This window comes from Arthrobacter globiformis (assembly GCF_030818015.1).
Classification (GTDB): domain Bacteria; phylum Actinomycetota; class Actinomycetes; order Actinomycetales; family Micrococcaceae; genus Arthrobacter; species Arthrobacter globiformis_C.
Genome location: NZ_JAUSZX010000001.1, coordinates 3,553,227 through 3,568,087, shown reverse-complemented (window position 1 = coordinate 3,568,087; position 14,861 = coordinate 3,553,227). Strand labels below are relative to the sequence as shown.

Here is a 14,861-nt window from a genome sequence, read left to right as displayed (position 1 = left end):
TCGACGCCTTCATGGCAGAGCAGCCCATCCATCCCCAAAGCAAGCAGCAAGAAGTGACGACAGAAAATCCTGATGGCAACGCCTCCCTCGAGGACCGGATCCTTAGCGGCCTCGACGCGGAGCAACGGGAAGTGGCAACCACCCTGACTGGCCCGCTCTGCGTGCTCGCCGGAGCCGGCACAGGCAAGACCCGCGCCATAACCCACAGGATCGCCTACGGAGTGCACTCAGGCGTTTACAGCCCGCAGCGGCTGCTGGCAGTCACGTTCACGGCACGCGCGGCAGCGGAAATGCGCAGCCGGCTCCGCGATCTCGGGGTTGGAAACGTCCAGGCCAGGACGTTCCACGCGGCCGCGCTGCGGCAGCTGCAGTTTTTCTGGCCGCAGGCGGTGGGCGGGACGCTGCCCAACCTGCTGGACCACAAGGCGCAGATGATCGCCGAGGCCGCCCGCCGGCTTCGGCTGAGCACAGACCGCGTCTCCATCCGGGACCTAGCATCGGAAATCGAGTGGGCCAAGGTGTCCATGCTCACTCCGGCCAACTACCTGGAAAACGCGCAGGACAGGGGCGCGCCGGGAGGCTTTGACCTCACGGCCGTGGCCCGGGTGTTCCAGGCCTACGAGGACGTCAAGACCGACCGCAACGTCATCGACTTCGAGGACGTCCTCCTGATCACCGTCGGCATCCTGCAGGAAGACCCCAAGGTGGCGGCGACGGTCAGGGAACAGTACCGCCACTTCGTGGTGGACGAATACCAGGACGTTTCCCCGTTGCAGCAGCGCCTCCTGGAACTCTGGCTTGGCGGCCGCAATGAACTGTGCGTCGTGGGTGACGCCAGCCAGACCATCTACTCGTTCACGGGAGCGTCTCCGAAGCACCTCCTCGGATTCAAGGCCCAGTACCCGGACGCGAACGTGGTCAAGCTGGTCCGGGACTACCGGTCCACTCCGCAGGTGGTCAAGCTGGCCAACGATCTGCTCGCCTCACGCCGGAGCGGCGGACCCGCGGCCGATGCCGCATGGGCCGCGCCGCTGAAGCTCGTGGCCCAGCGGAACCCGGGACCCCAGCCGCAATTCACCGAATGCACCGATGACGAAGCCGAGGCTGCAACGGTCGCCGGCAAGATTCGCACTCTCCTCGACGACGGCGTGCCGGCGAGTGAAATCGCTGTCCTGTTCCGCACCAACGGCCAGTCGGAGGCCTACGAACAGGCCCTGGCGTCGGCCGGGATCGGCTACCAGCTGCGCGGCGGCGAGCGCTTCTTTGCACGGAAGGAGGTCCGCGACGCGATCCTGCAGCTCCGGGCAGCCACCCGTGCCGCGGCCGAGTCCGACCCCCAGCCTCTTGGCCAGCTGGTGCGCGACATCGTCGCGTCACTTGGTTACACGGACACCGCCCCGCACAGCGGCGGTGCCCTGCGGGAACGCTGGGAATCCCTGGCCGCGCTGGTGGCTCTGGCGGACGAGCTGGCGCAGAATCGGGGGCCGCAGTTCGGCCTGGCTGACTTTGTCAACGAGCTTCAGGAGCGCTCCGTTGCCCAACACGCCCCGACCGTCCAAGGGGTCACGCTGGCGTCCCTGCACGCGGCGAAGGGCCTTGAATGGGACGCGGTATTCCTCGTGGGGATGTGCGAAGGGCTCATGCCTATCTCCTTCGCAGACTCTCCCGCCGCGGTGGACGAAGAACGCCGGCTGCTGTACGTCGGCATCACGCGCGCCCGCGAACACCTGTCCCTCTCCTGGTCCACCGCCCGGACCCCCGGCGGGCGCGCCAACAGGAAGCCGTCCCGCTTCCTCGACGGGCTCCGCCCGGACTCGGTGGCCAGCTCGGCCGCGCGGGGGAGGGGAGCCGCGCCGCGCCGCAAGGCGGCCGCCCCCGCTTCCTGCCGCGTCTGCGGCAGCATGCTGGCCAGCGGGGCCGAGCGGAAGGTTGGACGCTGCAGCCAGTGCCCGCCCAGCTATGAAGAGCAGACGTTCAACGCGCTTCGTGAATGGCGCAAGGAGGTCGCACATTCCGCCGACGTCCCGGCCTTCGTGGTGTTCACCGATGCCACCCTCACCGCCATTGCCGAGGCCCGGCCGTCCTCACTTGAGGAACTGGCCCGGCTCGCCGGCGTTGGCCCGTCCAAACTGGAGCGGTACGGCGAGGCAGTCCTCGCGGTGCTGACGGAAAGCAGCACGCTGTAATGCCTGGAAAACTTGAGACCAGCACGCCTTTGACCACCCACGACGGCGCGCCCGTGGAGGTCCGCCGCTCCGCCCGGCGGCGCCGCACAGTCGCGGCCTTCTGGGAGAACGGCACCGCGGTGGTCGCAATCCCCGCCCATTTCAGCAGGGCACAGGAATCGGACTGGGTTCACCGGATGCTGGAGAAGCTCCGGACCCAGGGGGAGAAGCGTTCCAGCGGTGCGGGGCGGCGGCCTTCCACGGATGCGGCCCTGGCCGCGCACGCTGCGCAGCTCTCGGCCAGGTACCTCGGCGGCAGGTCGGCCCCGACGTCGGTCCGGTGGGTCAGCAACCAAAACTCGCGCTGGGGTTCAGCCACCCCTTCCGACGGGTCCATCCGGCTTTCAGACAAGCTCCGGCCCATGCCGCAGTGGGTCATCGACTATGTGCTGCTACATGAACTCGCGCACCTGCTGGTGGCAGGTCATAACGCGGCGTTCTGGAAACTGCTGGAGGCGTATCCCGAAACGGAACGTGCCAAGGCCTTCCTGGAGGGCGTGTCGTTTGCCACGTCGCGCGGCCTCGCGGCCGGCGAAACAGGACAAGCAGAACCGGCTCTTTAAAGACCGCTGGTTACGCCTGGCTCTTCGGAGCGTCGCCCTCGCCGCCTTCGCCCTCGTCGCCGTCGGCCTTTTCGGCTTCGCCCTGGTCGCCGTCAGTCTGGTCGCCGTCAGTCTTTTCGCCGTCGATATCGGCGGGGCTGTCAAAGCCGCCGTTCAGGAGCTTCTGGAGGGCGTCGTCCACTTCGCTGTCACTGGCCTCGGCGAGCTTGCGGCGTTCGCTGAATCCCTTGGGATCGTCAAGATCCTCGGCAGTGGGGAGCAGGTCGGGGTGTTTCCAGACGGCGTCGCGGCCGTCGATGCCGCGCTCGGCCTTGAGCGATGCCCAAAGCGCGGCGGCTTCGCGGAGGCGGCGGGGCCGCAGCTCCAGCCCGACGAGGGAAGCGAACGCATGTTCCGCGGGACCGCCGGTGGCCCGGCGGCGACGGACTGTTTCGCGGAGCGCTGCAGCCGAGGGAAGCACCTTTTCCGTGGCGGCAGCGGTGAGCTCGTCCACCCACCCCTCCACCAGGGCCAGTGCAGTCTCCAGCTTCTGCAGGGCCTGATCCTGTTCCGGCGTGCGCTGCGGCATGAAGACACCCTGCGAGAGGGCCTCCTGGATTCCCTCCGGATTGCTGGGGTCAAGGTCCCGGGCCAGCTCCTCGATCCGCGACGTGTCGATGTGGATGCCGCGCGCGTAGGCCTCAATGGCACCCAGCAGGTGCCCGCGAAGCCACGGAACCTGGACGAACAGGCGGGCATGCGCTGCCTCGCGGACGGCGAGGAAGAGCCGGATGTCGTTTTCGGGAAGGCTGAGCCCCTCGCCGAACTTGGCCACGTTGCCGGGAAGCAGTGCCATCTCCAGATCGGCCAACGGAACGCCGATGTCCGTGGAACTGACCACGTCAGTGGAGAGTGCGCCGATGGCCTGGCCCAGTTGCATGCCGAAGATGGCGCCGCCCACGTTCTGCAGCATGGACGAGGCGCCGCCCATCATGGACTTCATCTCCTCCGGCATCTGCTCCGTCATGGCGGTGGAGAGGGCGTTGGCCACGCTGTTGGCCACAGGCTCCGTCAGCCGCTTCCAGGTGCCGAGCGTCTCCTCCACCCATTCGGCGCGTGACCACGCCTTGCCGATGAGGCCGGTAGCGGGCAGGTCCGTGACCTGGTCCAGCCACAGTTCGGCAAGCCGCAGCGCCTCATCCACTTCGCGTGACTGCGCGGACGTGACCGAGGGGTCGGCGCTGCCCGCGGCCACACGGCGGGCGTTGTCATGGGCAAGCTTCCAGTTGACGGGGCCCTCAGAGGGCGCGCTCATCATGGCCTGCACCTGGGAGAACATCTGGGCCAGCAGGTTGGGATCGTTCGGCAGTCCGGCGGCTTTGGCCAGTTCTGCGGGGTCAATGTCACCCAGGCCCTTGCCGCCCATGAGGTTCTGCAGCATCTCCGCCAGCGGATCCTTTGGATTGTCGTCGCCGTTGGACGGATTGAGTGGATTGGAGGTCATGATCCCGCCGATCGTCGGTGTGACTATTAATCAACTTCACGCTACCCCTGTGCGGGAGCGGCTGTCTGCCGAAAGCAGGGACGTTCGCTGTAGGCAAAGAGCTAACGGCAGGCAGGGACGCGTAGTGTTAGAAGCCGGAACGTATGTAGGCTGTGCCCGGCCGTCCGCCGGGCTGCGGCCGCGGTGCAGCGCTGAACGACGCGGTGCGGAGAGGTCCTTCAGTGACGATTACCAAGGGCGGCCAGCCCGCAGAGGAGTCCCCGGCGCCCGCCGCGGGTGGCGGGAATCCCGATGGAACTGAGGATGCCCGCCGGTCCCGGCGTGCACGGGGCAGGGATCCCCGTATCTCCGCGATGACACTGTCCGGGCTTCTTGCGCTCGGGCTGGGCGTGACGGCCGCAGTCCTGCCGGTCCCGTATGTGGTTGAATCGCCCGGGCCCACGTTCAACACACTGGGCACTGAAAATACGAAGCCCGTGATCAGCGTTTCCGGCCGTGAGACGTTCCCGGCCAAGGGGAACCTCGACCTCACCACTGTCTATGTCGACGGCGGCCCCAACGGTCCCGTGAGCGTCTTTGAGGCGTTCTCGGCGTGGCTTGACAGCTCTAAGGCGGTGTACCCCGAGGAACTGATCTTCCCGACGGGCGTAACCAAGGAGGAATCCCAGCAGGAGAGCGCAGTGGCCATGGCCACGTCGCAGGAGAACGCCGTGGCGGCGGCCCTGAAGGGGCTCGATATTCCTTACGGGCAGAAGCTCGAAGTAGCGGACCTGTCCGAGGGTTCGGCCGCGCAGGGCAAGTTGCAGAAGGGGGACGTCTTCACCTCCATCAACGCCAAACCAGTCACGTCACTGCAGGTGATCCAGGACGAACTGGCCGCCGGAAAGGGGAAGCCCGCCGTCGTCGTCGTAAGCCGGGACGGCAAGCAGGTGACCGAAACGGTGACACCGGCCAAGAACCCGTCGGGACGGTACATCATGGGCGTCCTGCTGCAGTACCGCTTCACCTTCCCGTTCGACGTGAAGATCTCCCTGGACAAGGTGGGCGGCCCGAGCGCCGGGATGATGTTCGCCCTGGGAATCATGGACACCCTGACGCCCGGGGATCTCACCGGCGGAAAACACATCGCGGGGACCGGCACCATCAGCCCCGACGGCATAGTGGGCCCGATCGGCGGCATCGCGGTGAAGATGCACGGTGCCCGGGCTGACGGGGCCTCTATGTTCCTGGCTCCTGCTGCAAACTGCGCCGAGGTTGTGGGGCATGTTCCGGACGGGCTGCAGGTGGTCAAGGTGGAAAACCTGGACGAGGCAAAGTCCGCCGTGGAGCTGGCCGCCAAGGGTGCCGACACGTCGGGACTTCCGGGCTGCACCAACAACTAGACTAAATCGAGGAACTAAGGCTCCGGTCCGCTCGTGGCACTAATTGACAGCCGGTGCCGGCGCTATGCGGGCCTTCCACTGAAAACTTAAAATCATGACCAGCAACTGACAAAGCTATGAGGTACGAGTTTGTCCCGTCCTGCCAGCCCCACCCCGCCCGGAAAACTCCAGACAAGGCGCGGTGCGTTGACGCCCACGCTCATCGTTGTTGCGCTGGTTGTTGTCGGGTTCATCTTCTTCGCCAATGTGTGGACGGATGTCCTGTGGTACCAGCAGCTTGGCTATTTCGAGGTGTTCCTGACTGAGAACCTGGCGAGGATCGGCATTTTTGCCACCGGCTTCCTCATCATGTTCGCGGCCGTGTTTTACGCGATCCGCATCGCCTACCACGCCCGCCCGGTGTACGCGCCGGACTCCGAAATCCGGGATAACCTCAACCGCTACCAGGCGCAGCTGGAACCCGTACGGCGGGTGGTCATGACCGGGCTGCCCGTGCTGTTCGGGCTCTTCGCCGGCAGCGCCGCCTCGAGCCAGTGGCAGAAGGTCATGCTGTTCTTCAACCAGGAGTCCTTCGGCCAGAAAGATCCGGAGTTCGGGCTCGACATCGGCTTCTACCTGATGACGCTGCCGTTCCTCGGCTTCGTCACCGGGTTCCTGATCAGCGTGGCAATCGTGGCCGGCATCGCGGGCATCCTCACGCACTACCTCTACGGCAGCATCAGGATCATGGAACGCGGCATCTTCACGAGCCGTGCCGCGCAGATCCACCTCGCCGTCACCGGCGCCTCATTCCTGATCCTGCTGGGCATCAACTTCTGGCTGGACCGGTACTCCGCTCTGCAGAACAGCGGCGGCCGCTGGGCGGGCGCCCTGTACACCGACGTCAACGCCGTGATCCCCACGAAGGCGATCCTTGCCGTGGCGGCGGCCCTCGTGGCCATCCTCTTCATCGTCGCAGCCATTATTGGCAAATGGCGGCTTCCGGTCATCGGTACGGCGATGCTGGTCATCACCTCCATCCTGGCCGGCGGCGTCTACCCGTGGGTCATCCAGCAGTTCCAGGTCCGCCCGTCCGAGCAGACCCTGGAACGGAAGTACATCGAGCGCAACATCGGCATGACCCGGGCAGCCTACGGCCTGGACCAGGTAAAGGTGGAGCGGTACAACGCCACCACCACCACCACGGCCGGCGCCCTGGCCCCGGATGCGCAGACCACGGCCAACATCCGGCTCCTGGACCCGAACCTCATCTCTGACGCCTTCTCGCAGCTTGAGCAGTTCCGCCCGTACTACCAGTTCCCCAAAGCGCTCAACGTCGACCGGTACATGGTGGACGGCAAGGTGCAGGACACCGTCATCGCCGTGCGCGAGCTGAACCCGGACGGCCTCAGCGCCGACCAGCAGTCCTGGCTCAACCGCCACGTCGTCTACACCCACGGCTACGGTGTTGTTGCCGCGAAGGGCAACAAGTTCACGGCAGACGGAAAGCCGGAGTTCCTGCAGTCCGGCATCCCGTCCACCGGCGTCCTCGGCAACGACGAGACCTACGAACCCCGCATCTACTTCGGCGAGGACTCCCCGGAATACTCGATCGTGGGTGCCCCGGAAGGCGCACCGCACCGCGAGCAGGACCGCCCGGCGTCGAAGGAGGGCGGCGAAACGCAGTACACCTTCACCGGAAACGGCGGCCCGAACGTTGGCAGCTTCTTCAACAAGGTCCTGTACTCGATCAAGTTCCAGTCCTCGGACCTGCTGCTGTCCGACGGCGTGAACGACGCGTCCCAGATCCTGTACGAACGCAACCCGCGGGAACGCGTGCAGAAGGTGGCTCCCTACCTGACGGTCGACGGCAACGCCTACCCCGCCGTCGTTGACGGCCGGGTCAAGTGGATCGTGGACGGCTACACCACTAGCCAGTACTACCCGTACTCGCAGCAGGAACAGCTTTCCGACGCCACCACCGATTCGCAGACCACCGCCGGCCGCAATGTGGCGCTGCCCAACAGCTCCGTCAACTACATCCGCAACTCGGTCAAGGCCACCGTGGATGCCTACGACGGTTCCGTCACGCTCTATGCGTGGGATGAACAGGATCCCCTCCTGAAGGCCTGGCAGAAGGTGTTCCCTTCCACCCTGAAGCCTTATTCGGAGATGTCCGCCGCTGTCATGAGCCACGTCCGCTACCCGGAGGACCTGTTCAAGGTCCAGCGTGAGCTGCTGGGGCGCTACCACGTGACGGACCCCGTGAGCTTCTACAAGAACGACGACGCCTGGAGCGTTCCGAACGATCCCACCGTGTCCCAGGAGGTCAAGCAGCCGCCGTTCTACATGTCGCTGCAGATGCCGGACCAGAAGACTCCTGCGTTCCAGCTGACGTCGTCCTACATTCCGCAGGTGGTCAACAACAATGCCCGCAACGTCCTTTACGGCTTCCTCGCGGCCGATTCCGACGCCGGTTCGAAGAAGGGCGTGAAGGCGGACAGCTACGGGCAGCTCAGGCTCCTGCAGGTTCCGCCCGAAGCCCAGGTGCCCGGCCCCGGCCAGGCGCAGAACAAGTTCAACTCGGATCCTGCAGTCTCACAGGCGCTGAACCTGCTGCGGCAGGGTGCATCGGATGTGCTTAACGGCAACCTGCTGACACTTCCCGCCGCCCGGGGCATGCTATACATCCAGCCCGTCTACCTCAAGTCCACGGGTGAGACCTCCTACCCGACACTGCAGAGGGTGCTCGTTGCCTTTGGCGACAAGATCGGCTTCGCCCCCACCCTGGACGAGGCCCTCAACCAGCTGTTTGGGGGCCGGTCCGGAGCCCAGGCCGGAGACTCGCCGAACAACGGCAAGACACCGACGACTCCGGGCGGCGGGACCACACCGCCTCCAACGGGTTCGGCGGATGCCAAGGCAGCGCTGAAGGCAGCCCTGGATGAAGCCAATGCGGCCATAAAGGCCGGCCAGGAAGCACTGGCGAAGGGTGACTTTGCGGCGTACGGCGAGCAGCAGAAGAAGCTGTCAGCGGCGCTGAAGAAGGCGCTCGACGCCGAGGCGAGGCTTGGCACCGGAACTGCCAGCAGCCCGACGTCGCCGTCCGCGACGCCGACGCCGTCACCCAGCAGCTGATCGAGCCGTAGCTGATCCGACCAGAGGCTGATTGAGCGGTCGCTGACCAAGTGAAAGGCCGGCCCATCCCCACAAAAGGGGATGGGCCGGCCTTTCGCTTTGCCGGAGACGCAGATCACGTCGTTTGGATTTGGCCTCCTGTTCACCGGCCGGTAGAGTTGTTCTTGCGACGCGGGGTGGAGCAGTTCGGTAGCTCGCTGGGCTCATAACCCAGAGGTCACAGGTTCAAATCCTGTCCCCGCAACTGAAGAAAAAACCCGGATCACCGTTTGGTGGTCCGGGTTTTTTGCTGTCTCGACTTGGCTGGCGGGAGGTTTTGTTGGCCGAGGGGAGGGTGCCTGCTGGTCGGCACCGGCCCCGCCGGACGGCCGTGGTCAAAGCGCCCGCAAAAGTAGGGTAGTGTTAACCAAGCGACGCGGGGTGGAGCAGTTCGGTAGCTCGCTGGGCTCATAACCCAGAGGTCACAGGTTCAAATCCTGTCCCCGCAACCAGAAGGAAGCCCTGACCACAAGGTGGTTGGGGCTTTCTGCATTACCGGAGCATTTGTTCATGTGCTCAGGGTTCCTAGTATTCTCTATTCGCAGGGCCCGGAATTCCTGGCCGGCGCACGGCGCCCACACGGGTCAGTCACTCTCGAGAGGAACGTGTAGCTCGATGTCCACAACGAAGAACAAGTCCGGCACTGCCAGGGGCAAGCGCGCCAGGCTGTACTGGGCGGTGCCTGCAGCGCTCGTGGCCCTGGTGCTGGTGGTGCTCCTCGCAAAGTGGGTCACCGGCCTGCCTGACGTTCGCTCGTTCGTTGCGGACTACCCGGGGCATTCGGAGCTTCCCGCCGGCGCCCCCGTCGGCTTCCCCGCCTGGCTGGCCTGGCAGCATTTCCTGAACGCCTTCTTCCTGCTGCTCATCATCCGTTCGGGCTGGCAGGTCCGCACCACCACCCGCCCCGGCGGCTACTGGACCCGAAACAACAAGGGCCTCATCAGGACCAGGATGGCTCCCACCAAGATCAGCCTGGAACTCTGGTTCCACCTGACACTGGATGCGCTGTGGATCCTGAACGGGCTCGTCTTTGTGATCCTGCTTTTTGCAACCGGCCAGTGGACCCGGATCGTCCCCACATCCTGGGATGTTTTCCCGAATGCCGTCTCGGCCGCCCTGCAGTACGCTTCGCTGAACTGGCCCACGGAGAACGGCTGGGTCAACTACAACGCCCTGCAGCTGCTGACCTACTTCGCCACGGTGTTCATCGCTGCTCCGCTGGCCTTCATCACGGGCCTGCGGATGTCCGCCGCGTGGCCTAAAAAGGCCACCGGGCTGAACAAGGCCTTCCCCATCGAGGCCGCCCGCGCAGTGCACTTCCCGGTGATGATCTACTTCGTGGCCTTCATCGTGGTGCACGTATTCCTGGTCCTGGCGACCGGCGCGCTCCGGAACCTCAACCACATGTACGGCGGCAGCGACGACGTGAGCTGGGTCGGCTTCTGGTTCTTCGTTGCGTCAGTTGCGGTAATGGTCGCAGCGTGGTTCCTGGCCCGGCCGCTGTTCCTGCGACCCATCGCCTCCCTCATGGGCAAGGTCACCAGCCGCTAGGTTCTCACCCCTCCTTGAGCCGCTGGTAGGTGTCCAGCGCCCGTTCCCGGGATTCCTGCAGACCCACCAGCGGCTCTGGGTAGCCGGGAGCCGCCGCCGGATTCTTCCAAGGCTCGTGCACGGTCCGGTCATCCACGTCCGACAGTTCAGGGATGTAGCCACGCAGGTAACTGCCTCCGGCGTCGAACTTCTTGCTCTGGGTCACCGGGTTGAAGATCCTGAAATAGGGCGACGCGTCCGCGCCGGAACCCGCCACCCATTGCCAGTTTGCCGGGTTGTTTGCCGCGTCTGCATCGACGAGGGTGTCCCAGAGCCAGGCCTCGCCCACGCGCCAGTCCGCGAGCATGTTCTTCACCAGGAACGACGCCGCCGCCATGCGGACCCGTACAGCAGCTGCCAGCAGAATTCACGCCAGCCCAGCTCGCTGCGGAAGATCCCGACGTCGGCCGGTGCGTGGTGGAGGAAGCGTTCCCGAAGGGAATGCCAGACGCGGAAGGGACTGATCTCGCCGAAGCGAAGGTGCGGTGAGAGGCGGCTGGTGCCCTCGACGCCCGGCAGGTCCCGTCCCCTGCCGTAGTCCTCCACGGGACCGTCCAGAAAATTCTCCAGCCGTTCCTTGGCGCCGTCTTCGCCCGGGGTCCAGGTCCGGGCGAGTCCGCCACTCCAGTCCGGCCGACGGGGGAGGAGCCGCCAGCTTTCCAGACGGTCACCGGCCGGCGGGCGGCCGGACCTTCCTGCTGCGGGCTCCGGCAACTGATCCGGGGCATCGGCCGGCAGCCGCGGTTCGGCGCCGGCCAGGCAGGAACGCCAGAACGGTGTGAAGACCTTGTACGGCCCGCCCGAGCCGGTGCGCACCGTCCACGGCTCGAACAGCAGGTTTGCCTGGAAGCTGGTCGCCTCGATGTCCTGCCCGGCGGCCCATTCCTTGATGCCGGCGTCGATGGTCCGCTCCGGCTGGCCGTACCGCCGGTTCCAGAATAATTTGTCCGCATCGGTTTCAGCGGCCAGGTCCTCGATGACTGTAGCGGCGGCGCCCCGGCGGAGCAGCAGCCGTGACCCGTGCGCTTCGAGGCTGTGTGCGAGCGCGGACAGGGAATGGTGGAGCCACCACCTCGCTGCAGCGCCCAGCGGGCGGATGCCGGGGGAGTCATCGTCGAGGATATAGACAACCGTCACCGGGTCCGGCAAGGCTGCCACGGCGGCGAGGGCGGGGTTGTCATCGAGGCGCAGGTCGTCCCGGAGCCAGACAATGGTGGCAGCCATGGATTCACGCTACACGTCCAGGAGATGGCGGAGGCCGGGATCCGCTGGGATCCCGGCCTCGTGCAGCGTGGGAGATTACAGCTTGTCGAAGTCCGCCTCGTCCACGGTGGACGTGGAAGCGGAGGACGCCGTTTCCCCGGCTGCGATGGCCGGTTTGGCATTGCCAGACTTCAGCGCCGCGAGCCGCGCCTCGATTTCGGTCTGCTCGCCGAGGTCCTCAAGCTGGTTGAACTGGGCATCGAGGCTCGAAGCGGCAAGCTCCTGCTGGCCGCGGACCTTGGCCTCTTCGCGGCGAATTTTCTCCTCGAAGCGGCCGACCTCGCTGGTGGGATCCATGAAATCGATGCTCTTGAGCGCGTCGTGAACCTGTGACTGAGCGGCAGCCGTCTTGGAACGGGCCACGAGTTCGTTGCGCTTGCTGGTGAGCTGGTTCAGCTTTCCCTTCATCTGGTCCAGCCCGGTCTTAAGCCGGTCCACCACCTCGGTCTGGGACGCGATACTCGGTTCAGCTGCCTTTGCCTCGTTTTCCGACGACATCTGGCGCTGCAGGGCGACTTTAGCAAGATTGTCGAATTTCTGGGCGTCGGCCGGGTTACCGGCGCTGCGGAACTCATCTGCCTTGCGGGACGCCGCCAAGGCCTTTTGACCCCAGTCCTGAGCGTTCTTGATGTCCTCGTTGTAGTCGTCCTGGAGCATGCGCAGGTTTCCGATGGTCTGGGCCACCGCGGACTCGGCTTCGGCAATGTTGTTGGTGTAGTCCCGGACCATCTGGTCCAGCATCTTCTGCGGGTCCTCGGCCTGGTCAAGCAGCGAATTGATGTTTGCCTTTGCCAGCTGCGCCATGCGGCCGAAAATGGACTGCTTCATGGTGTTACCTTTCGTCCTGCTCCGAGTTTTGCCACTGAATTCAGTGACGTTCATGTACCGCTTCCACCCGCCGGCCCGTCGGTCCGGGCCAGCCGCCAGTGTTTGCTGGCTAGAAACTTCCCGAGTCGCCGCCGCCGAAGTCGCCCCCGCCGAAGTCACCTCCACCGAAGTCACCTCCGCCGGAGTCGCCGCCCCAGCCGCCGCCGTCGCTGTGTCCACCACCCCAGCCACCGCCGCTGCCGCCATTGAGGATGGAATTGATGAGGATGCCGCCAAGGATGGCACCGCCAAGGCCGCCGCCTCCGCCGCCGCCGAACATGCCGCCCCGCCCGTATCCCTGGCCGTACCCCTGGTTGGCGTAGCCGAAACTGTCGACGTCGGACTGGGCCAGCTGGGCCGCCTGGGCAGCCAGCGCGTGCGCCTGTTGCGCGTAGGTCAGCGCGGTCACGGGGTCGTTGCGGGAGATGGACAGCGCGTAATCGAGGTTGCGCTGGGCTTCCGCCAGGCGGGTCCGGGCCTCCGTGCCGACACCGCCGCGGCGGGCCGTGATGTAGTCCGAGGTAGCACTGATCTGGGCCTGCGCCGACATGATGGTCTGCTGCAGTGAAGCCTGCGCCCTGCGTGCCTGCTCCTGTTGGTCCCTGATCCCACCCAGGGCATTGTCCAGTGACTGGTGCGCCGACTCAACCCGCTCGAGGGTGGCGATGGGATCGATCTTGCCGCTCTGGATTTCGCTCTTGACGCGGGCGAGGGCCGCTTCGACTCCGGCCACGGGACCCTCAAGCTCCGGGTGGGCGCCGGACTGGATCATGGCCCGCGCCTGGGCGAGGTCCTGTGATGTGTCCACAACAGCGGATTCGAGTCCCTGGCGGGCCGAGTCCAGGTTGCCGGCCACCTTGGAGATTGCATCCAGCAGCACGTTTGTCTGGTGCAGGCTCTCCTCGGATGCACGGACGGCGACGGCTGCGAGGCTCCCCTCTCCGGCGGCAAGCTTTTCGCGGGCCGTGGCGCTGGCGTTCTGAACGAAGGCCAGCCGTTCCTTGGCCTGCGTGATGTTGTCCGATATTTGGGCGAGGGCGCTGTCCGCATACTTGCCCCGAAGCTCCGCCAGGGTCTGGTCAGCCCGGGCGATCTTCGCATCAGCCTCCGAGGCGCCGGCGTCCACTGCGGCGAGGGCCTGCGGCGCATTCTTCTCGAGCTCGCGCAGCGAGTCGAAGTCCGCCTTCTGCTCCTGCAGCGATGCCAGCGCAGCCTCCGACCTCCGGATGATTTCGCCGAGCCAGCTTCGCTGCTGTTCTTCGGTATCGGGGATGTGGTCGTCCAGCTGCTGCTGCAGCTTGAACGACTCGGACATGTGCGCCTTCGCCTCCTGGAGCGCCTTGGTGAAGTTGCCCACGGCCGCTTCCCCGTATTGCGCCTCGGCGAAGCCCAGTTCCTGCTCGCTCGTCTTGATCGCGTCGTCTGCCTCAATCAGCAGGGAACCGCTCTTCCTGCGCAGGTCCTCGATGCTCATGCCGGCCAGGGGATCGAGTTCGGCGCCCTGCGGGCCGTAGCTTGCACTGGACGCCTGGCCGGCCTTCTTGCGCCTGTTGCGCAGGTAAAGATACGTGCCCGCGCCGCCAGCTGCGACGACTCCGGCGCCAACGAGGATGGCCGTGCCCGCACCGGCACCCGACGGGACTGTTCCGCTTCCGCCGCCCGCGGCGTCACCGATGGCGGCCGCAGTGTCAATTGCAGCTTGGGCAAAGTCCTTCTTGCCGCCGCCGAGGTTTGTTGCGATTGCATTTTGCGTGATGTTCCCGGTCTTCGACGCTATGGCGCTTGCCGAGTTTGGAGCGAAGTAGTAACGCCCCTCGGTGGAGATAGCCAGCAAGACGTCAGCACGTCCCATACCCTTCTGGGTGGCCACCGCCTGTCCCCACGACTTGGGATCAGCGGGGTTGCTGAATGATTTCACGGTGACCACGTACAGGTTGTACTTGTGGTCCTTGAGGAGCTTCTGGATCGAGTCCTCAACTTCGCCCTTGCGGCTGCCGAGGACATTCGCGTCGTCGACAATGTTTTGGCCGGAGGGGATGTTCACCGGATCCTCGGCCCAGGCCGCCGCGGCCGGAGCCGCCAGCATTGCCGTCAGGCCGATCACGGCGAGAACACGTTTCAACATTGACCGCATGGCAACCCTTCAGCACGCCGCGGCTGGTTCGGGATGAACAGCCGTCACAGAATGCAGCAGCGCCCCCACGCCGGGTGTAAAGCCGCAGGTCGCTGTGGCAATTCTTCTTGATTCTATGGTGCACCAGCGGGACCGTCCACGGCGGGGAATATGCCACCAGCGAAAAGCGCTGGAGACCTTGGTGGCCGTCCAGAACGA

Annotated in this window: 8 protein-coding genes, 2 tRNA genes and 1 pseudogene; 7 read left to right on the top strand and 4 right to left on the bottom strand. The window is 65.6% G+C overall.

The window, feature by feature from the left end; all coding sequences use genetic code 11:
• Positions 1-53 precede the first annotated feature (53 nt).
• On the top strand, positions 54-2,186 hold the full coding sequence (locus tag QFZ23_RS16680; protein WP_306924566.1) for an ATP-dependent DNA helicase UvrD2: 2,133 nt from the start codon (positions 54-56) through the stop codon (positions 2,184-2,186).
• On the top strand, positions 2,186-2,788 hold the full coding sequence (locus tag QFZ23_RS16675) for a M48 metallopeptidase family protein (RefSeq protein ID WP_306924564.1): 603 nt from the start codon (positions 2,186-2,188) through the stop codon (positions 2,786-2,788). Before QFZ23_RS16680 ends, QFZ23_RS16675 begins: the two co-directional genes overlap by 1 nt.
• Before the next feature lie 10 nt (positions 2,789-2,798).
• Here the strand turns inward: QFZ23_RS16675 and QFZ23_RS16670 are convergent, their stop codons facing one another.
• On the bottom strand, positions 2,799-4,271 hold the full coding sequence (locus tag QFZ23_RS16670) for a zinc-dependent metalloprotease (RefSeq protein ID WP_306924562.1): 1,473 nt from the start codon (positions 4,269-4,271) through the stop codon (positions 2,799-2,801).
• Positions 4,272-4,492: 221 nt separating this feature from the next.
• Between QFZ23_RS16670 and QFZ23_RS16665 the strand changes: the two genes are divergently transcribed.
• From QFZ23_RS16665 to QFZ23_RS16645, 5 genes are all read left to right on the top strand, one after another.
• Positions 4,493-5,653 carry a YlbL family protein gene (locus tag QFZ23_RS16665; protein ID WP_306924560.1) on the top strand — a complete coding sequence of 387 codons (1,161 nt, stop codon included), beginning with the start codon at positions 4,493-4,495 and terminating at the stop codon, positions 5,651-5,653.
• A gap of 129 nt (positions 5,654-5,782) precedes the next feature.
• A complete protein-coding gene (locus QFZ23_RS16660; protein ID WP_306924559.1) occupies positions 5,783-8,770 on the top strand; it encodes a UPF0182 family membrane protein in 2,988 nt (995 codons plus the stop codon).
• 170 nt (positions 8,771-8,940) lie between these two features.
• Positions 8,941-9,014, top strand: a tRNA-Met gene (locus QFZ23_RS16655).
• A 170-nt stretch (positions 9,015-9,184) separates the two neighbouring features.
• Positions 9,185-9,261 (top strand) — tRNA-Met (locus QFZ23_RS16650).
• 163 nt (positions 9,262-9,424) lie between these two features.
• The gene (locus QFZ23_RS16645; RefSeq protein ID WP_306924556.1) at positions 9,425-10,360 is read left to right on the top strand and encodes a cytochrome b/b6 domain-containing protein; all 936 of its coding nucleotides are present in this window, start codon (positions 9,425-9,427) and stop codon (positions 10,358-10,360) included.
• A gap of 4 nt (positions 10,361-10,364) precedes the next feature.
• On the opposite strand, the pseudogene QFZ23_RS16640 reads toward QFZ23_RS16645, so the two are convergent.
• From QFZ23_RS16640 to QFZ23_RS16630, 3 genes and pseudogenes are all read right to left on the bottom strand, one after another.
• Positions 10,365-11,623 (bottom strand): annotated as a pseudogene (locus QFZ23_RS16640) (cryptochrome/photolyase family protein).
• Between the two features lie 75 nt (positions 11,624-11,698).
• Entirely contained in the window at positions 11,699-12,490 is a 792-nt protein-coding gene (locus QFZ23_RS16635) for a PspA/IM30 family protein (protein ID WP_306924555.1), read from the bottom strand.
• Positions 12,491-12,599: 109 nt separating this feature from the next.
• On the bottom strand, positions 12,600-14,663 hold the full coding sequence (locus QFZ23_RS16630) for a TPM domain-containing protein (protein ID WP_306924553.1): 2,064 nt from the start codon (positions 14,661-14,663) through the stop codon (positions 12,600-12,602).
• Between the last annotated feature and the right edge of the window lie 198 nt (positions 14,664-14,861).

Coding starts and splice junctions, on each gene's coding strand:
- QFZ23_RS16675 (WP_306924564.1), top strand. CDS start 2,186: ATGCCTGGAAAACTTGAGACCAGCACGCCTTTGACCACCCACGACGGC.
- QFZ23_RS16670 (WP_306924562.1), bottom strand. CDS start 4,271: ATGACCTCCAATCCACTCAATCCGTCCAACGGCGACGACAATCCAAAG.
- QFZ23_RS16645 (WP_306924556.1), top strand. CDS start 9,425: ATGTCCACAACGAAGAACAAGTCCGGCACTGCCAGGGGCAAGCGCGCC.
- QFZ23_RS16635 (WP_306924555.1), bottom strand. CDS start 12,490: ATGAAGCAGTCCATTTTCGGCCGCATGGCGCAGCTGGCAAAGGCAAAC.
- QFZ23_RS16630 (WP_306924553.1), bottom strand. CDS start 14,663: ATGCGGTCAATGTTGAAACGTGTTCTCGCCGTGATCGGCCTGACGGCA.